Consider the following 18,135-nt stretch of genomic DNA (forward strand, 5'->3'; position numbering starts at 1 on the left):
GGGGGTTGAGACTCCGCTATCGCGAGCAAGCTCGCTCCCACAGTGGAGGGGCTTTGAACCTTGAGATTCGGTTCGACACAAAACCCTGTGGGAGCGAGCCTGCTCGCGATGGCGTCGGCTCAGCTTGCATCAAAACAACGCGCTATCCCTTGGCCCCAGGCGCCGCCATCTCCTTGGTTTCCAAATGATCCAACGCCCGCTCGACCAACAACTGCACCCCATCGGCCATCCGGCTGATTGCCAAAGCGACGCAGCGGCGTGAGTCATCCACGTCGTCAGCCAGGTCGGCGGCGATGGTGCTGATGGAGAGCAGGTCTTCGGAGGCGTTGGCGAGCAGGGTTTCGGTGTCTATGTGAGGGGACACGATGAAGAGTTGGTTTTTGTCAGGTTCGGGCGGTGAGGCGGGCTTGGGCTTGAGGTAGTAGTCGAGGGCGCGGGTGGCCGCGTCATCGAGCTTTTTTTCTTCCTGCGCTTGGACGCGGGATTTGTGGCCGCTTTTTGGCGGATTTGGAGTGACCTTGAACATATCTATGTACCAGAGTTGGGGTCGACATCCTTTCGCTTGCATTCGAAGAGGTGGCAACTGTGCGTAGGTGTGCAAGACCGGCTGGTACCCCCGGCAGACCCGAAGGTCTCCCACGCACAATCGCCATGACGGACGCGAGCATAAAAAAATGCTCGGTCAATAGCCATGACCAATTGCGTACCAATCCGGACTTGCACGTCCGTGTCACCGTTTTTTGCGATGACGAACAGAGGTTAGCGGCGCTCGAAAGGACTGCCTAGTTCATGAACAGCCCGGCGTATTGAAGGAAATGTCCGAGGGTTTGGCGGGGAAAAGCACCAAAAGATCGCAGCCGTCGGCAGCTCCTACGGAAATTGCCTAGCGGCTGCCGTAAGCTGGGCTCAGACGCCGCCATCGCGAGCAAGCTCGCTCCCACAGGAGGGGACTTTCGGGGGTTATTCGGTACTGCCCAACCCTTGCCAATGCTTGAGGCCAATGAAGATGAATCGCAGTTGCTGGGTCATCTTCGCCTGGGCTGTGAGGTGTTCGGGGAGGGCTTGGGCGGGCGGGTCGATGATGTCCGGCAGGGTGGCGAATACGCTCTTGACGATAAGATCGGCCATCACGCCCAGGGCGGCCAGGTCCAGGTGCTGCAGCTTGGGCATCAACGCCAGGTCGGCGGCCAGGTCCGAGCTGATGTCTTCGCGCAATTGAGCAATGGCCTGGCGCACCGGCAGGGAGCCGCCATATTGCTCGCGGGCCAGGAACAGGAATTGGGATCGGTTGACTTGAACCACATCGAGAAAGATCCGTACCGACGCATCGATGATGCCACCCATGACGAATTCGTTGTGGCGGACGAGGCGGATGGTTTCGCGGAAGGTCTGGCCGACTTCGCTGACCAGTGCCAGGCCCAGTTGGTCCATGTCCTCGAAGTGCCGGTAGAACCCGGTGGGCACGATGCCCGCCGTCCTGGCGACTTCCCGCAGGCTCAGGCTACCGAATCCCCGGCCGCACTCCATCAAATGACGGGCTGCGTCCATCAGGGCAATACGTGTCTGTTGTTTCTGTTCGGCGCGGGGCAGCATCGCAAGGCTGGCTTCTGATTCACGGGAGCGGTGCACTCTAGCAAATCGGCTTTGCCGACGTCGAACGGTAGAGGGGGATCGGGCGGGGAAAACGAAGGGCTTGAAAAGTCAAAAGCCCGATTGCAGGAATCGGGCTTTTTTCTGGGCCACCATGGGCTCAGCTCACGGTGCTGTTGCGTTCGATCACGCGATCACCACCGCCTTCGGCGAGGGTTTGGCCTGGAGTGCGGTCGGAACCATCGGCTGCCAAGGTTTGGCCTGGAGTGCGGTCGGAACCATCGGCTGCCAGGGTTTGGCCTGGAGTGCGGTCGGAACCATCGGCTGCCAGGGTTTGGCCTGGGGTGCGGTCGGAACCGTCAGCTGCCACGGTATCGCTCTGCTTGGTACGGTCATAACCGTCTTCGGCCAGGCCTTTTTCTTCCAGGCGATCACGTCCACCTTCGGCAACCGTCTGGCTGTAGACAGAGTGGCTGTCCTTGACCTGTGGCGTGGCTTGTTCGGAAGCTGGCAGTGCGAAGGCAGTAGAGGCCAGCAGTGAAAGGGACAGGCTCATCAGTAATTGGCGTTTCATGATCGTTGCTCCTTGGGAGGGCGATAAAGTGGGTACGAGGGCAATGCTACTCTCGATAAGTCGATATAAAAGTTCATAAACGCAATGGTAATAATCAACGGAATTGATTGTTCGCAGCGAAGGCTCTAGAACGGGCGTTTCCGAGGTGCTGTTTTGCACCGTGGTGGGTATTTTGTACCCATCGCTGCCTCGCAAATGTGCGGGGGCGGTAACAGTTTGTTGGCCGATCAGTCAGAATCCTGGCATCTTTTTGTGCCGTTCATCGGCACCTGTTGGCCGTTTCGCCAGTCCAACCCTTCATGACGAACCGGTGCAGGTTCGTATTTAAAACAGCGCCGCGGTTGCGGATGCTGACTTGTCATCAGGAGCCTTGTGCATGACGCGCACCTCGAAAATTCTCGCCTGGAGCTTTGCCAGCCTTGTTGTCTTGCTGGCGGTGTTGGTACTGGTCATCGCTTTCTTCAACTGGAACCGCATCAAGCCCTCGCTCAACGCCAAGGTTTCCGAGGAATTGCATCGTCCCTTCGCCATCAACGGCAACCTGGCGGTGATCTGGCAGCGTGAGCCGGAAGAAGGTGGCTGGCGCGCCTGGTTGCCGTGGCCCCATGTGGTGGCCGAAGACTTGAGCCTGGGTAACCCGGATTGGTCGAAAACGCCGCAAATGGTCACGCTCAAGCGTGTCGAGCTGCGCGTTTCGCCCCTGGCCTTGCTGGCCCGGCGAGTGGCGATTCCCCGCATCGACTTGACGGAGCCCAACGCCAATCTGCAGCGCCTGGCGGACGGGCGCGCCAACTGGACCTTCCAATTCGATCCGAAAGACCCGGACGCCGAGCCGTCCAGCTGGGTGGTGGACATTGGTGCCATTGGTTTCGACAAGGGGCACGTCACCCTTGACGACCAGACACTCAAGACCCGCCTCGACCTGTTGATCGACCCGTTGGGCAAACCCATTCCGTTCAGCGATATCGTCGGTGACAAAGCCGCAAAAAAAGCCCAGGGCCAAGGCGCGACGCCACAGGACTACGCGTTCGCCTTCAAGGTCAACGGGCAGTATCACGGGCAAAACCTGACCGGCTCCGGCAAGGTCGGTGGTTTGCTGGCACTGAAGGATGCGTCACGACCTTTTCCACTCCAGGCCCAGGCGAAGATCGGTGACACACGTGTCGAGCTGGCCGGCACCCTCATCGACCCGCTGAACCTCGGGGCGCTGGATTTGCGCCTGAAACTGGCGGGCAACAGCCTCGCCAATCTCTACCCACTGACCGGCGTGACCCTGCCGGACTCACCGCCTTACGCCACCGATGGCCGCTTGATCGCCAAACTGCATGAGCCGGGTGGAGCGCTGTTTCGCTATGAGGGGTTCAACGGCAAGATCGGCGACAGCGATATCCATGGCGACCTGGCTTACGTCGCCAGCCAGCCGCGGCCGAAACTCAGTGGCGCGCTGGTCTCCAATCAACTGCTGTTCAGCGACTTGGCGCCGTTGATTGGTGCTGACTCCAACACCGAGCAAAAGGCTCGCGGCGGCGCCAGCAAACAGCCGACCGGCAAGGTCTTGCCCGTAGAAGAGTTTCGCACCGAGCGTTGGCGCGTGATGGACGCCGATGTGGAGTTCACCGGCAAACGCATTGTCCATAGCGAGCAGCTGCCGTTCACCGACCTGTACACCCATCTGGTGCTCAACGACGGGCAGTTGAGTCTTGAGCCCCTGCGTTTCGGTGTGGCCGGTGGCCGCCTCGATGCGCAGATCCGCCTCAACGGGCGCACCCGGCCGCTGGAAGGCCAGGCGAAGCTGACGGCACGGGGGTTCAAGCTCAAGCAGCTGTTCCCGGGTTTCGAGCCGATGAAAACCAGCTTCGGCGAATTGAATGGCGATGCCGACATCGCCGGGCGCGGCAATTCGGTGGCGGCGTTGCTGGGCACCTCCAATGGCACGCTGAAAATGCTCATCAACGATGGCGCCATCAGTCGGGAATTAATGGAGCTGGCGGGACTGAACGTTGGTAACTACGTGGTAGGGAAAATCTTTGGCGACAAGGAAGTAAAGATCAACTGCGCGGCGGCCGACTTCGACATCAAGACGGGCCTGGCGACCACGCGCCTGTTCGTGTTCGATACCGAGAACGCGATCATCTACATCGACGGCACGGCGAACATGGCGAGTGAACAGTTGGACCTGACCATCACTCCAGAGTCCAAGGGTTGGCGCCTGATTTCCCTGCGTTCGCCCTTGTATGTGCGGGGCACGTTCGCCAAGCCCGCCGCCGGGGTCAAGGCCGTACCCCTGATGCTGCGCGGTGCCGGGATGGTGGCGTTGGGCGTGATCGCCGCGCCGGCGGCCGGGTTGCTGGCGCTGGTGGCGCCCAGCGGCGGAGAGCCGAACCAGTGCGCGCCGCTGTTGGAACAGATGAAGGCGGGCAAGGCGCCGGTGACGGTCAAGCCTACCCGGTAGCTCAATGTTGCGGTCAGGCGACTGGCCTTATCGCGAGCAAGCTCGCTCCCACAGGGGACCGCATTCTGTCTGAAAGAATGCGGTCAAAATGTGGGAGCGAGCTTGCTCGCGATGGGGCCCCTTAAGACCCTTACAGATCAGCCAGGATATCGGCCATGTCATCGGCATGCTCTTCTTCCTGGGCCAGGATGTCTTCGAAGATGCGCCGGGTGGTCGGGTCTTTTTCGCCAATGTATTGGATGATTTCCCGGTAGCTGTCGATGGCGATCCGTTCGGCCACCAGGTCCTCGTACACCATTTCCTTGAGGGTGTTGCCCGCTATGTACTGGGCGTGGGAATTGCGGGTCAACAGGTCGGGGTTGAACTCCGGCTCGCCGCCCAACTGCACGATGCGCTCGGCGAGTGTGTCGGCGTGTTCGGCTTCCTGGTTCGCATGCTCGAGGAACTCACTGGCGGCCACGCTGGCCTTGAGACCGGTGGCCATGAAGTAGTGGCGCTTGTAGCGCAACACGCAAACCAGTTCGGTGGCCAGCGCTTCGTTGAGCAGGCGGATGACCTCCTGGCGATCGGCGCCGTAGCCTTCGGTCACGGCGCCGTTCTGCACGTTTTGCCGTGCCCGTTCGCGCAGGGTGGTTACATCGGATAAGTGCATGTCGCTCATCTCGTTCTCCTGGAGGCTGATCCGGTTGAGGCGTCACGCTCTGCTGGCGCGATCACTCTAAATGTGAGTGACGCGGTCTTGAAAAAGTTTTACTGAATTTTTCAGCGCATAACCGGACAGTCGTGCCTCCTCCCCCAACCACTGGAAGAACGCCCGCACCGGCGGATGGCGTTCGCGGCCCGGGACGCACAGGGCGCTATAGCCGGCGCCGCTGACCTGGACGTCCGGGCGATAGCCCACCAGCAAGCCGCTGGCGATGCTTTGCGAAGCGAGGATATTGCTCGCCAGCACCAGGCCCTGCCCGGCGATCGCGGCTTGCAAGGCGTAATGCTCCTCGTCGTACTCGCGGATGCACGGCTGACGGGTGAGCCAGGTTTCCCCGGCCTGGGCGCACCAGGCATCCCAACCATGGGCGTACAGCTTGGAGTTGTGCCAGCGCACGCTGATCAGCGTCGGTGGCTGCCGGGCCGCCAGGGCCACCTGTTCAGGCGAGCCATAGACCCCGAAGCTTTCATCGAACAGGCACATGCCGTACAGGTTCGGGTAGGCGTCGAGGCTGTAGCGCACCACCAGGTCGACGCTGGCGTCCTGGTGCAGGTCGATCACCTCGCAATGGGTGTCCAGGCGCACGTTGATGTTCGGGTGGCGCGCATAAAAGCGCCCCAGGCGAGGCACCAGCCACAGGGCGGCAAACGCGGCGGTGGTGGACAGGGTCAGGTGGGTGGTGCTGCGTTGCGGTCGCAAGGTATCGACGCTCTGCGCTACCTCCAGCAAAGCCCCGTGCAAGCTGTGGAACAAGCGTTGCCCGCCGTCGGTGAGGCGGACCTGGCGGGGCAGGCGTTCGAACAGGACCAGCCCCAGCCAACTCTCCAGCGCTCGAATCTGGTGGGAGATCGCTGTAGGCGTCACCGACAACTCCGCCGCTGCCGCCTTGAAACTGAGCAACCGCGCGGCGGATTCGAAGGCGCGCAGGGCGTTGAGCGGCAGGTTGGCGAACATCCGGATTCTCCTGAAAAACGCTACGGATGAAATTAACTCATCCAGATGAACTAACGCTCATTTGTCTGCTGGCAGCATCGGGCTTCAATCTGCGCCGCACAAGCAGTGTTGATTGTAGCCGCATAAAAGGAGATTCAGATGAGCAAGATTCTTGTGGTGCATGGCAGTCCCCGTGGCGAGCGCTCTCATTCCCGACGCCTGGCCGAGGCGTTTGTTTCGGCGTGGCAGGCCGCGAACCCGCAATCCCAATTGACCCGCCGCGAGGTCGGACGGACGGTGATACCGCCGGTCAACGAAGCCTTTATCGCGGCGGCGTTCTACCCCGAGCCCCAGAATCGACCGTTGATCATGCAGGCGGACCTGGCCCTGAGCGATGCCTTGGTCGAGGAGCTGCAAGGCCATGACCGCATGGTGATCGCCGCGCCCATGCACAACTTCAGCGTGCCCAGCGGCGTGAAGGCCTGGATCGACCAGATCGTGCGCATCGGGCTGACGTTCAATCACAGTCTGGATAACGGCGTGTCGCACTACGAGCCGTTGGTGCTGGGCAAGAAGGCGCTGATCGTGACCAGCCGCGGCGATTTCGGTTTCGGCCCCGGCGGCCAACTGGAGAGCATGAACCACGCCGACACGCTGTTGCGCACCGTGCTGGGGTTCATCGGCATCACCGATGTGACGGTTGTGGCTGTCGAAGGCGAAGAGTCGGCCGAGCGCAGTTTTGCGTTGTCCTGTGCCGAGGCCGAGGAGCGTTTGCTGGCGCTGGCGCGGACGTTTTGAGAAAGGGGCTGCCGCGCAGCCCAGCGGGAGCAAGCGCCCTCGCCACGGATTCATCCGGGTGTCATAGACTGGTCATCATCAGTACCGATGCTGACCCCTCTCGATCACAAGGATGCCGCCATGTCGCAACGCTGCGCCACTCGTTACCCGCTGGTGCTGGTCCCAGGCATGCTCGGGTTCATCCGTCTGGTGCTGTATCCGTACTGGTATGGGATCGTCTCGGCGTTGCGCCGCGGTGGGGCCGTGGTGGTGGCGGTGAAGGTTTCGCCGCTGCATTCGTCCGAGGTGCGCGGCGAGCAGTTGCTGGCAGTGATCGACGACATCCTGCGGCAAACCGGTGCGCAGAAGGTCAACCTGATCGGCCACAGCCAGGGCAGCCTCACCGCCCGTTATGCCGCCGCCAAGCGTCCGGACCTGGTGGCGTCGGTCACGTCGGTGGCCGGCCCCAACCACGGCTCCGAACTGGCGGACTACCTGCAACGCCATTACCCGGCCGACAGCGCCAAGGGGCGCGTGCTCAGTGCCGTGCTACGCCTGATCAACGCCCTGATGAGCCTGCTGGACACCGGCTATCGCGGGCCGAAGCTGCCGGTGGACCTCCACGCGTCCCACGTCTCCCTGACCACTGCTGGCGTGGCGCTGTTCAACCAACGTTTTCCACAGGGGCTGCCGCTCACTTGGGGTGGGCAGGGGCCGGAAGAGGTCAATGGCGTGCGCTATTACTCATGGTCCGGCACCTTGCAGCCGGGCATCACCGATAAAGGGCGCAACCTGTTCGACGGCACCAACCGCACGTGCCGTTTATTTGCCCGCACCTTTGTCCGGGAAGCGGGGCAATGCGACGGCTTGGTCGGACGCTACAGCTCCCACCTGGGCACGGTCATCGGCGACGACTATCCGCTGGACCACTTCGACATCGTCAACCAGTCGCTGGGGCTGGTGGGCAAGGGGGCCGAGCCGATCCGGTTGTTTGTCGAGCATGCCGAGCGGTTGAAGGCTGCTGGGGTGTAGCCAGTTGGACCGCGTTACCGTTCATCGTCGGATCGCCGCCCGGAGCAAGCTCGCTCCCACAGGGGATCTGCAGCGCTCGGTCCATTGTGGGAGCGAGCTTGCTCGCGATGGCGATAGACCAGGCACAGGAGATCCAACAGATGAAGGTGTAACAGGCGTTGTCTACACTCCACCCCATCGCCACCCCCTCGTGTGGCAGCCAGGAGAAACACCATGAAGATGCTTCGTGTGCCTTTGTTGATGATCGGTTTGCTGCTGTGTTCCCAGGGCTTCGCCGAGACGGCGCAGCAGAGCAAGATGACCACCTGCAATGCCGACGCCACCGCCAAGGCGCTCAAGGGCGACGAGCGCAAGGCGTTCATGAGCAATTGCCTCAAGGCTACCCCGCAGGAGCGCATGAAGAGCTGCAACGCCACCGCCACCGAGCAGGCGCTGAAGGGCGATGCCCGCAAGGCGTTCATGAGTGAGTGCCTGAAGAAAAAATAAGTGCCGGATCTGTGGGACCCCATCGCGAGCAGGCTCGCTCCCACATGGGCAGGCCAACGCCGATCCACTGTGGGAGCGAGCCTGCTCGCGATGGGGCCGACGCAAAAGTTACAAAAAAGCCCTGAACTGCGACGAAGGTCGGCCGACACAATCCCTAGTGCTGCCAGCGGATCGCTGGCAGACTGCCGATCCTTTCACGCCGTTTTGTCCTGAGGCTGTATGCCAACGTTTTCTCAGCGTCATGTGTTGTTGGTGATCAGTTGGGTGATCATTTTTGGTGGGTTGTTGCTGGTGCTGCCGCTGCGCCTGTTGCCGAGCTTGCTGGCCGGGCTGCTGGTGTTCGAACTGGTCAACATGCTCACCCCGCAGTTGCAGCGCCTGATCGAAGGCCGCCGTGCCCGCTGGCTGGCAGTGGCGTTGCTCGGCACGCTGGTGGTCAGTGTGCTTTCGTTGATTTTCGCCGGGGCCTTCAGTTTCCTGCTCCATGAAGCAGAAAACCCAGGCGCGTCCCTGGACAAATTCATGACGGTGGTCGACCGCGCCCGTGGACAATTGCCGCCGTTCATCGACGCCTACCTACCGGCCAGCGCTGCCGAGTTCCGAGTGGCAATCGGCGACTGGGTGAGCAAGCACCTGAGCGACCTGCAACTGGTGGGCAAGGACGCTGCCCACATGTTCGTGACCTTGCTGATCGGCATGGTGCTGGGGGCCATCGTTGCCCTGCAGCGCATTCCCGACCTGACCAAGCGCAAGCCCCTGGCCGCGGCGCTGTTCGATCGCCTGAACCTGCTGGTCAAGGCGTTTCGCAACATCGTCTTCGCCCAGATCAAGATTTCCCTGCTCAACACCTTCTTCACCGGGATTTTCCTGGCGGTGGTGCTGCCGCTGTTCGGCATCCAGCTGCCTTTGACCAAGACCCTGATCGTGATGACGTTCCTGCTGGGGCTGCTGCCGGTGATTGGCAACCTGATGTCCAACACCCTGATCACTATCGTTGCCCTGTCGTTGTCGATCTGGGTGGCGGTGGCGGCGCTGGGTTACCTGATCGTGATCCACAAGCTCGAATACTTTCTCAACGCCCGTATCGTTGGCGGGCAGATCAGCGCCAAGTCCTGGGAATTGCTCATGGCAATGCTGGTGTTCGAAGCCGCATTCGGCCTGCCGGGGGTGGTGGCGGGGCCGATTTATTATGCGTATCTCAAGAGTGAGTTGAAGCAGGTGGGGATGGTTTGATCCGATAGATGGGGTGTCTGGTCTGCCCCATCGCGAGCAAGCTCGCTCCCACAATGAACCGAGCACTGCAATCCCCTGTGGGAGCGAGCTTGCTCGCGATTCAGGCGCCTCGGTCCTGGTTCAGACCTGGCTCCCATACCGCTTCATCGCCTCGATCGCCAACCCGCTGCCGATACTGCCGAAGATATTGCCTTCCACATGCCGCGCCTGGGGCAGCATCGCCGAGACGCTGTTGCGCAGCGCCGGGATGCCGCTGGAACCGCCGGTGAAGAACACCGTATCGACCTGATCGACCCGCACGTTGGCATCGCTGAGCAGTTGCGTGACGCTGCCGCGCACCCGTTCCAGCAAACCGTCGATGGCCGACTCGAACAAGGCCCGGCTCAGGTCCACGCTCAGGCCTGGCTCGATCCGGTCCAACGGCACGTGACGCTGCTCGGCGTGGGTCAACTCGATCTTGGTTTCTTCCACTTCCATCGCCAGCCAGTGCCCGGCGCGCTGTTCGATCAGCTTGAACAGCCGGTCGATGCCGCCGGTGTCTTCGATGTCGTAGCGCATGCTGCCCAGGGCCAGGGTGGACTTTTGCGAGTACACCGCGTTGATGGTGTGCCAGGTCGCCAGGTTCATGTGGTGGCTGGTGGGCATGTAGGCACCGCTTTTCATGCGGCTGCCGTAGCCGAACAGCGGCATCAGGCCGGCCAGGGAGAGTTGCTTGTCGAAATCGGTCCCACCGATGTGCACGCCACCGGTGGCGAGGATGTCGGCGTGGCGGTTGTCGTGGGTACGGCGCTCGGGGGACAGGCGCACCAGGGAAAAGTCCGAAGTACCGCCGCCGATGTCGACGATCAGCACCAGCTCTTCTTTCTCGATGGTCGATTCATAGTCGAAGGCCGCGGCGATAGGCTCGTACTGGAACGAAACCTCCTTGAAGCCGATGGCGCGGGCGACGTCTACCAAAGTGTTTTCCGCTTCCTGATCGGCCATTTCATCGTCATCGACGAAAAATACCGGGCGCCCCAGGACCACTTCTTCGAATTCCCGTCCTGCGGTGGCCTCGGCGCGTTTCTTCAATTGGCCGATGAACAGCCCCAGCAGGTCCTTGAAGGGCATCGCCGTGCCCAACACGCTGGTGTCGTGCTTGATCAGCTTGGAGCCCAGCAGGCTCTTGAGCGAGCGCATCAAGCGGCCTTCATAGCCTTCCAGGTATTCGTGCAGGGCCAGGCGGCCATACACCGGGCGGCGTTCCTCGAGATTGAAAAAGACCACCGAGGGCAGGGTGATCTTGTCGTCCTCCAGCGCGATCAACGTTTCCATGCCGGGGCGCAGCCAGCCGACGGTGGAGTTGGACGTGCCAAAGTCGATGCCGCAGGCACGGGCCGGGGATGCGTTTTTCATGTCTTTCGGGTTCCAGTTGAAAAAACGGCCGCGCAGTGTATGCCAGTGGGACGCGGATTCGAAGGCCGGTTATCTGCTAATTCGCAATCATCGGCCTTGAAAGACGGCATCACACCCCCAAACTTGCTGGCATGAGCCGGTAGCACAGGGCGGATGCAAGAACCGCCACCCGCTGCCGATAAACTTCTGACGTGCCGCCCGGTCCCAATCTTGAGGTCGGTCAACCCGCTGTCCGGTTATCCGGGCAGGCTGTGCGTGGCGGTGCGACATCGATAACGGATGGTGATGCTTAGATGGACTTCAAAGACTATTACAAGATCCTGGGTGTCGAGCCCACGGCGGACGACAGCACGATCAAGGCTGCCTACCGCAAGCTGGCGCGCAAATACCACCCGGACGTGAGTAAAGAGAAAGACGCCGAGACCAAGTTCAAGGACGTCTCCGAAGCCTATGAAGCGTTGAAAAGCGCCGACAAGCGCGCCGAGTACGACGACCTGCGCCGGTATGGCCAGCACGGCCAGCCGTTCCAGGGACCACCGGGCTGGCAGAGCCGTGGCGGTTTTGGGGGCCAGGACACCGGGGATTTCTCGGACTTCTTCAGTTCGATTTTCGGTAATCGCGGGCCGGGTTTCGGCGGCGGACAGTCAGGTCGCAGCGCCGGCCGTCGAGGGCAAGACGTGGAAATGGAATTACCGATCTTCCTGGAAGAAACCCTGTCGAACGAATCGAAGAAGGTCACCTTCCAGGTGCCGCAATACAACGCGGCGGGCCAGCACGTGAGCAACACCAGCAAGAGCCTGAACGTGAAGATCCCGCTGGGCGTGACCGATGGCGAGCGTATCCGCCTCAAGGGCCAGGGCGCGCCGGGAATCGGTGGTGGCGCCAATGGGGACTTGTACCTGACCATTCGTTTCGCGCCGCACCCCAAGTTCGACGTCGAAGGCCAGGACTTGATCATCACCTTGCCCCTGGCGCCATGGGAGTTGGCGCTGGGCACCGAGGTCGCGGTGCCGACCCTCACCGGCAGGATCAACCTCAAGGTCCCGGCCGGCAGCCAGAACGGCCAGCGCATGCGCGCCAAGGGCCACGGCCTGCGCAACAAGGCCGGTGAACGCGGCTATTTGTTCGTGCAGCTCAAGGCCGTGATGCCCAAGGCCAGCGACGAATCGGTCAAGGCCTTATGGGCCGAGCTGGCGAAGAAAGCCGCGTTCGATCCTCGGGAGAACTTCTGACCGGTAATCACAGGCCTGGCAACACAACCCCGTGGCGAGGGAGCTTGCTCCCGCTGGGCTGCGAAGCAGCCCCAAAACCATTCGATACGGTGCGCCAGGGAAAACCGGTAGGCAGGTTTTACGACTGCTGCGCAGCCGAGCGGGAGCAAGCTCCCTCGCCACAAAACCGGGTTTTCCACAATCCTGGCTAGACTCGACAGTTGAAGCATTGGGAGAAGCAGACCATGAACGACCCGATCATTGAACTGAACCTGATGGAATTCTGTGAAGCCGCTGCGCTGGCGGATGTCCACGTGATTGAAATCGTCGAGCACGGCATCCTCGAGCCTCACGGCGCGGCACCCACGGATTGGCGTTTCACCGATTATGAACTGGTCCTGGCACGCCGGGCCGCCAAGCTGCGCCACGAATTGGAACTGGAATGGGACGGTGTCGCCCTGGCCCTGGATTTGTTGGAGGAGGTCCAGCAATTGCGATCCGAGAATCGCCGGCTGCGCCAGCAGTTGGGCCGTTGGGTGGAGTAAGAACGGCAGGCGTGCTCGCCGGGTCTTGCAGAAAAAACGATAGATAGTTACCGCACTGGCCGGTGATGCACTGGGTAGGCTCGGGTTTTCCACTCTCAAGGATGATCCGCATGCCAATACCTATTCCCGTTATTGCCGAGCCCGGTATGACGCCGCAACCTGAAAGTCGCGGCGTCCACTTCGACCTGCTCAAGCAGCGGGTTCCCGATTGGTACATCGGGGCCGCCATGCGGCGCCAGCAAGCGTTGAGCGACCACGACCTGGAACTCCCGGCCTGGTACGCGAAGGCTTCCCACGCAACCCGAACCCGTCTCAAGGAACAGCATTCGCGCTACCGCGACAGCTTGAACCTGATCGACAGCACCTTGGGCAGCATCGAGGGCATCCGCGCCTTTGCCAAACCGCTGCTGACCCAGGCCATCCAGAAGGAATTCAAGCGAACACTGGACGTGGAGGCGGTTTATTACGCGCGCCAGTACGGTCTCAAGACCCGCAAGGACCTGGGCAGCACGCTGCTTCACCGTCTGACGGGAGAGGCCTGGGATACCTACGAGTATCGAGGCGCTTCGTTGTTGGAAACCGCGCTGGCGAACTTCGAACCCGACGAAGAGCTTAAGCTCGATTGCGACGGCTGCCATGTCATCACCACCACGTCACTGTCCGCCAGTGGTACGCCTAAGCCCACGCGGGACGCCGTCCGGGCGGGGGCGTTGCCAATCGCCCCGCACGCCTTTGCCAGGCTGTGCCGCAAACTGGACCTCGGACGGCGCTACCAGCAACACATTCGCGCCATTGCCCGACCCGCTGACGACGATGCCCGCAAGCGGCTCGACCAGCAACTGCGTGATCACCACAAGCAAGCGTTGGCGCTGAGTGCCGAAGTCGCCTGGGCCAAGGCGGACATCAGCCAGGACACGTACCAGATGTTGCGGCAAGTGATCGGCGATCACGACGGGGTCATGCTCGACGGGCGGCCGGTGACATTCACTTCGCTGAAAATCTTCGACACCGAACTGGTCGGCCCGCTGCTGATCGGCCCCGACCGGGAAAAGACCCGGCGCCTGGAGCGAATGGTGGCGTATCTCCCGGGCGATCCCGAGCACCCGCTCAAGGAATACGCGTCCAGTACCGAATTCATGATCGAACTGCGCCGACGCCTCCATGGCATCGCCTACCGACGGTTCTTCAGTCGCTTTATACCGCTGAGCCAGCAAGGGACTTTTTTCAAGCAGTTCGACCAGCTCTACCAACCTTCTCCCCAGGCCGATGCCCAGTCCGACTATCCGCTCAAGCCCTCGTTGAACAACTTGCGCATGGCCGCGTCGCCCATCCCCGGCGCCCTGTGGGAAGCCTTGCGCCGCGAACAACTCCAGAAGATCGAGATGGACGCGCGAGCGGTGGCGGTGCCCACCGCCGATGAAGACAAGGTTGCCCGTCTGGCGCGCCTGGAGAGTTGGACGAACACGGTGATCGACGTGCTCAACCAACTGGCCTTCGTGGTGCCCGCGTTGGGGCCGCTGATGCTGACCGTGGCGGCCGTGCAGATGTTTGAAGAAGCGTTCGAAGGGATCGAGGCGTTCGAGCAGGGGGAGACCAAGGAGATGTGGGGGCACTTTTCCAGCGTCGCGCTCAACACCGTGTTCATCGCCGCAGGCGCCAAGGTGTTGCCGAAGATCCAGGCATCGGCCAGTGTGGATCAGTTGGAAGCGGTGGAACGGGCCAACGGGGAATCGCGACTGTGGAAGCCTGATCTCACGCCGTACCGCAGTCCTTTGCGACCGCTCGCTGGCGCCGTCCCGGACAGTCTGGGACTGTACGAAGTCAGTGGCCGCGAGGTCCTGCCGTTGGAGGAACACTACTACGAGGTGCAACAGGATCCGGTTACCCACCGCTATCGCATCCGCCATCCTTCCCGGCCGGATGCCTACCAGCCCAAGCTGACACACAACGGCAGCGGTGCCTGGAATCATGAACTCGAAAGACCGCAAGGCTGGCAAGGGGCAACCCTGATGCGCCGGCTCGGTCATCGGGTCAAGGATTTCAGCGACCGCGAATTGGAGCAGATCCGTATCGCCAGTGGTATCAGCGAGGGCGTGTTGCGACGCCTGCATGTGGAAGGCGAGCCGATGCCCGCGCTGCTGGCCGATACGATCAAGCGTTTTGACTTGGCGCGACAAGTCGACACTTTTATCGGGCAACTGCAAAGCGAGGATTCCCAGCGACAGGACGAAGCCGATCCAGTGACCCAGCTGCACTTGCTCGCCGGTTATGGTCCCTGGCCAAGCGGCCTGAGATTGCAGGTGATAGATGGGGCGGGCAAGACGCTCTGGCAGTATGTTCGACCATCGGAAGGCGCCGTTCCGGTTCGCGATGTGATTATTCCCGAGGAAAAAGTACGTACCCCTTCGGTGTTGAAAAACCTGATCGAGGCGGTGGACGCGACCGGGAAAGACTTGTTGGCCAGCACCCGTCCGGCGATAGCGAAAACGAACATGGACGCTCGGATTCGCCAGCTCAGGATCAACCTTGCCGAGGTGGCGCAGCGGGAAAAAATCCAGCTGCTCAACGATTACTACGCCAGGGGCCAAGAGCCAACCGATCCTCGGGTCGCGTTGATCAAGTCTCGCTTCCCGTCGGTGCCGACCGGCGCCATCGAGCAGATGATCGCCCATGCCAATCGTGGGGAGCTTCAGCAGATGGCCGCCTGGAATAACGCGGATCGCACCCAGACCAAGCCCATCCCGTTGCGCATCGCCGAGGAGTTGCGCCATTGCCAGCGAGCGGTGCGTTTGAACCGCGCCTATGAAGGCTTGTACCAACCCGCGCTGGCGACGGCGGACACGCCCCGCCTGGTGCTGGCAACACTCAAGACCTTGCCCGGCTGGAGCGACACGGTGCGTATCGAACTGCGCGACGATCACGCGACCGGTGCATTGGTCGACAGCATCGGGCCGCTTGAGGCGGCGCAGACCAAGATCGTGGTCAAGGACGGGGCGCGTTACCAGGCGCTCGATGACCACGGCAATGAGCTGAGCCACTGGGGCAGCCTTTTTGACGCGCTGCAACATGCCTTGCCGGATGCCGAGCGCGAGGCGATGGGACGCCCTTCGATTCACCAGGGTGCCCTGCTGGAAAAGGCGCTCGGTGAAACGCCGCTGGACCGCAACGCGCTGGCGCGAACCCTGGGTTTGCCGACCATCAAACCCTCGTTCCGCTCGCCGATGCGCCTGGCGTCGGGCGGGTTCGCTTACCCTTTGAGCGGGCTGCGAGCCTTGTTGGGGCTGGGTCGTTCGGTGGAAAGCCGCGTGCTGGAGCTGTACCCGAACTATACGAACGAGCAAGTCCAGGTTTTGCTGGCCTCACTGGGCGACGGCGCCGTGGCGGAGCTCAAGCGACGCAAGGTCGAGTTGGACATGCTGGATCGGGACCTCGACCGTTGGGCCAATACCGTTACCTGGCTTTATTCCGGTGATCGCATGGAGCAGGTGCCGCCTGCGCGCAAGCGCGCAATGGCTGAGCAGATAAAGCGTTGCTGGAGGCGCCAGACCCCTCTGGTCACGGCTGCGGATGGTCGCCCGGCGGGCTATCAGCTCGATCTGGGGCGCCTGACCGTCGGTCACCTGCCGGACCTGTCGGCGGATTTCAGCCACGTGGCTTCGCTGAAGATGGCTGGCATGGACCTGTCGCAACAGGCCTGCGAAAGCTTCCTCTCGGGTTTTTCCTCGCTTCGTTGGCTGGACATGTCTGACAACCGGTTGACGACGATCCCCGCTGCCGTGGGGCCCATGAATGGCTTGACCAAGCTGCTGCTGACCAACAATGCCCTCAGTCTGACCCCTCGTTGCATTGAGATATTGCAAGGCCTTACCCGACTGAAAGTCCTCAACTTCGAAAACAATCCCTTGGGGCAACTTCCAGATTTCAGCCGCATGTCCGATCTGCGCGGCCTGGGTCTCAAGGGCACGGGAATCAACACTTGGCCAGCTGGCCTGCGTGGCTTGCCGCTGGAGTTCGTTGATCTGCGCGATAACCAGCTGGCCGACGTTCCGGACGCGCTGGTCAACCCAACGGCGGCCGACGCCCTTGCCACGGCCCGCGTCAACGGCGTGACGTTTCTCCAAGGCAATCCGTTGAGCGCAGCGACCCAGCAGCGCCTGCATGATTATTGGGCGGACCTGTGGCGTGTGCACCCCGATTGGATAACGTTGCGTCAACACGGGGCGTTTGGTCATGCGGCCACGGGGACGGCGGCCAATGTGCAGCAATGGCTGCAAAACCTGCCCGACGGGCAATTAGCAGAAAAGCGTGCGTTGTGGCAAAGCCTGGCGAGTGAACCGCAGTCTGGCGAATTGTTTGAACTGTTGAACCGCCTGGCCACGTCCTATCAGGGCGAAGAACACTACGCTGACCTTCAGTTGCGGGTCTGGCGAATGCTGGAAGCCGCCAGCGGCTCCACTGAGTTGCGCCGGGAACTGTTCGAGCTGGCGGGAGCCCCGGCGTGTGAGGATCGCGCGGCGCTGTCGTTCAGCTACCTGGAAATCAGATTGATGATCCACAACGCCAAGGCCGCAGCGAGCGGAGAGGCAGAGGCGGCAACGTTGCTCAGGCTGGCCAAGGGTTTGTTTCGTCTCGACGAAGTGGAGCGCATCGCGCTGCAGGATGTCCAGAAACGGCGTGACGCCATCGCTGCCCGGTCGGACCTGACGCCCGCCCAGAGAACCCGGCAACTGCGCAACATCGAAGAAGTCGAGGTGCGCCTGGCCTACCGCGTAGGGCTCAAGGATCGGCTAGCGCTACCGGGCCAGCCCGAGGGCGGGCGATTTATCCACATGGGTAACGTGACATCGCTGATGCTGGATGACGCGGCTAAGCAAGTACTGGCGCTGGATGATTCGCCCCGCCTCCTGCAGTCGATCGTAGGGCGGGAGTTCTGGATCGACTTCTTGAAACAACAGCATCAACCAGCCTTCGAGGCCTTGGCTGACACGCTGGTTACCCAGCAGCTTGAATTCGATGAGGCGAAAGCGGCCGGAACCTTGGAGGAGGCTGACTATGTGAGCCAGTCCGAGGCGCTGGGCTTGCAACAGCGGATCAAGGAGGCGGAGCTGATCCAGGCGTTGACCGAACAAGCGCTGGACGCGCAGGAGAGCACTGACCTGTAAGGCAGATCTTTGGGGCCGGAGCGGGTGACGAGGCGTCAG

Annotated in this window: 14 protein-coding genes; 8 read left to right on the forward strand and 6 right to left on the reverse strand. The window is 61.8% G+C overall.

Annotation, left to right across the window (positions count from 1 at the left end):
• Positions 1–142: 142 nt before the first annotated feature.
• The 3 genes from ACLH0I_RS04035 to ACLH0I_RS04045 form a co-directional block, all read right to left on the reverse strand.
• Positions 143–526 (reverse strand): DUF6124 family protein, encoded by a 384-nt coding sequence (locus ACLH0I_RS04035; RefSeq protein ID WP_411386360.1) that lies wholly within the window; start codon positions 524–526, stop codon positions 143–145.
• 434 nt (positions 527–960) lie between these two features.
• Positions 961–1,593, reverse strand: coding sequence for a TetR family transcriptional regulator (locus ACLH0I_RS04040; protein WP_411386361.1), 633 nt, complete (start codon positions 1,591–1,593; stop codon positions 961–963).
• A gap of 157 nt (positions 1,594–1,750) precedes the next feature.
• Positions 1,751–2,164 carry a hypothetical protein gene (locus tag ACLH0I_RS04045; protein ID WP_411386362.1) on the reverse strand — a complete coding sequence of 138 codons (414 nt, stop codon included), beginning with the start codon at positions 2,162–2,164 and terminating at the stop codon, positions 1,751–1,753.
• Between the two features lie 376 nt (positions 2,165–2,540).
• Here ACLH0I_RS04045 and ACLH0I_RS04050 point away from each other — a divergent pair, with 376 nt between their 5' ends.
• Entirely contained in the window at positions 2,541–4,616 is a 2,076-nt protein-coding gene (locus tag ACLH0I_RS04050) for an AsmA family protein (RefSeq protein ID WP_411386363.1), read from the forward strand.
• A gap of 130 nt (positions 4,617–4,746) precedes the next feature.
• Here the strand turns inward: ACLH0I_RS04050 and ACLH0I_RS04055 are convergent, their stop codons facing one another.
• Both ACLH0I_RS04055 and ACLH0I_RS04060 read right to left on the reverse strand, forming a co-directional pair.
• Positions 4,747–5,277 (reverse strand): bacterioferritin, encoded by a 531-nt coding sequence (locus ACLH0I_RS04055; protein ID WP_186707806.1) that lies wholly within the window; start codon positions 5,275–5,277, stop codon positions 4,747–4,749.
• A 57-nt stretch (positions 5,278–5,334) separates the two neighbouring features.
• A complete protein-coding gene (locus ACLH0I_RS04060) occupies positions 5,335–6,276 on the reverse strand; it encodes a LysR substrate-binding domain-containing protein (RefSeq protein ID WP_411386364.1) in 942 nt (313 codons plus the stop codon).
• A 138-nt stretch (positions 6,277–6,414) separates the two neighbouring features.
• Between ACLH0I_RS04060 and ACLH0I_RS04065 the strand changes: the two genes are divergently transcribed.
• From ACLH0I_RS04065 to ACLH0I_RS04080, 4 genes are all read left to right on the forward strand, one after another.
• On the forward strand, positions 6,415–7,053 hold the full coding sequence (locus tag ACLH0I_RS04065) for an FMN-dependent NADH-azoreductase (protein ID WP_411386365.1): 639 nt from the start codon (positions 6,415–6,417) through the stop codon (positions 7,051–7,053).
• A 120-nt stretch (positions 7,054–7,173) separates the two neighbouring features.
• Positions 7,174–8,064, forward strand: coding sequence for an esterase/lipase family protein (locus ACLH0I_RS04070; RefSeq protein WP_411386366.1), 891 nt, complete (start codon positions 7,174–7,176; stop codon positions 8,062–8,064).
• 213 nt (positions 8,065–8,277) lie between these two features.
• On the forward strand, positions 8,278–8,550 hold the full coding sequence (locus ACLH0I_RS04075; protein WP_186707797.1) for a PsiF family protein: 273 nt from the start codon (positions 8,278–8,280) through the stop codon (positions 8,548–8,550).
• Positions 8,551–8,769: 219 nt separating this feature from the next.
• A complete protein-coding gene (locus tag ACLH0I_RS04080) occupies positions 8,770–9,783 on the forward strand; it encodes an AI-2E family transporter (RefSeq protein WP_186707795.1) in 1,014 nt (337 codons plus the stop codon).
• Between the two features lie 120 nt (positions 9,784–9,903).
• Here ACLH0I_RS04080 and ACLH0I_RS04085 read toward each other — a convergent pair whose 3' ends face one another.
• Positions 9,904–11,178, reverse strand: coding sequence for an Hsp70 family protein (locus tag ACLH0I_RS04085; RefSeq protein ID WP_411386367.1), 1,275 nt, complete (start codon positions 11,176–11,178; stop codon positions 9,904–9,906).
• 293 nt (positions 11,179–11,471) lie between these two features.
• Between ACLH0I_RS04085 and ACLH0I_RS04090 the strand changes: the two genes are divergently transcribed.
• From ACLH0I_RS04090 to ACLH0I_RS04100, 3 genes are all read left to right on the forward strand, one after another.
• Complete coding sequence (locus ACLH0I_RS04090; protein WP_411386368.1) at positions 11,472–12,410, forward strand: DnaJ C-terminal domain-containing protein; 939 nt, start codon at positions 11,472–11,474, stop codon at positions 12,408–12,410.
• Positions 12,411–12,634: 224 nt separating this feature from the next.
• Positions 12,635–12,934, forward strand: coding sequence for a chaperone modulator CbpM (locus ACLH0I_RS04095; RefSeq protein ID WP_250965635.1), 300 nt, complete (start codon positions 12,635–12,637; stop codon positions 12,932–12,934).
• Positions 12,935–13,044: 110 nt separating this feature from the next.
• Positions 13,045–18,096 (forward strand): NEL-type E3 ubiquitin ligase domain-containing protein, encoded by a 5,052-nt coding sequence (locus tag ACLH0I_RS04100; protein ID WP_411386369.1) that lies wholly within the window; start codon positions 13,045–13,047, stop codon positions 18,094–18,096.
• Positions 18,097–18,135: the final 39 nt, after the last annotated feature.

The sequence above is a fragment of the Pseudomonas sp. MPB03 genome, from assembly GCF_046605385.1.
Lineage (GTDB): Bacteria > Pseudomonadota > Gammaproteobacteria > Pseudomonadales > Pseudomonadaceae > Aquipseudomonas > Aquipseudomonas zanjanensis.

What these genes read in the sequence shown, in the direction of transcription:
- ACLH0I_RS04045 (WP_411386362.1), bottom strand. Translation starts at nt 2,164, where the DNA reads ATGAAACGCCAATTACTGATGAGCCTGTCCCTTTCACTGCTGGCCTCT.
- ACLH0I_RS04065 (WP_411386365.1), top strand. Translation starts at nt 6,415, where the DNA reads ATGAGCAAGATTCTTGTGGTGCATGGCAGTCCCCGTGGCGAGCGCTCT.
- ACLH0I_RS04080 (WP_186707795.1), top strand. Translation starts at nt 8,770, where the DNA reads ATGCCAACGTTTTCTCAGCGTCATGTGTTGTTGGTGATCAGTTGGGTG.
- ACLH0I_RS04035 (WP_411386360.1), bottom strand. Translation starts at nt 526, where the DNA reads ATGTTCAAGGTCACTCCAAATCCGCCAAAAAGCGGCCACAAATCCCGC.
- ACLH0I_RS04090 (WP_411386368.1), top strand. Translation starts at nt 11,472, where the DNA reads ATGGACTTCAAAGACTATTACAAGATCCTGGGTGTCGAGCCCACGGCG.
- ACLH0I_RS04055 (WP_186707806.1), bottom strand. Translation starts at nt 5,277, where the DNA reads ATGAGCGACATGCACTTATCCGATGTAACCACCCTGCGCGAACGGGCA.
- ACLH0I_RS04060 (WP_411386364.1), bottom strand. Translation starts at nt 6,276, where the DNA reads ATGTTCGCCAACCTGCCGCTCAACGCCCTGCGCGCCTTCGAATCCGCC.
- ACLH0I_RS04040 (WP_411386361.1), bottom strand. Translation starts at nt 1,593, where the DNA reads ATGCTGCCCCGCGCCGAACAGAAACAACAGACACGTATTGCCCTGATG.
- ACLH0I_RS04085 (WP_411386367.1), bottom strand. Translation starts at nt 11,178, where the DNA reads ATGAAAAACGCATCCCCGGCCCGTGCCTGCGGCATCGACTTTGGCACG.
- ACLH0I_RS04050 (WP_411386363.1), top strand. Translation starts at nt 2,541, where the DNA reads ATGACGCGCACCTCGAAAATTCTCGCCTGGAGCTTTGCCAGCCTTGTT.
- ACLH0I_RS04100 (WP_411386369.1), top strand. Translation starts at nt 13,045, where the DNA reads ATGCCAATACCTATTCCCGTTATTGCCGAGCCCGGTATGACGCCGCAA.
- ACLH0I_RS04095 (WP_250965635.1), top strand. Translation starts at nt 12,635, where the DNA reads ATGAACGACCCGATCATTGAACTGAACCTGATGGAATTCTGTGAAGCC.
- ACLH0I_RS04075 (WP_186707797.1), top strand. Translation starts at nt 8,278, where the DNA reads ATGAAGATGCTTCGTGTGCCTTTGTTGATGATCGGTTTGCTGCTGTGT.
- ACLH0I_RS04070 (WP_411386366.1), top strand. Translation starts at nt 7,174, where the DNA reads ATGTCGCAACGCTGCGCCACTCGTTACCCGCTGGTGCTGGTCCCAGGC.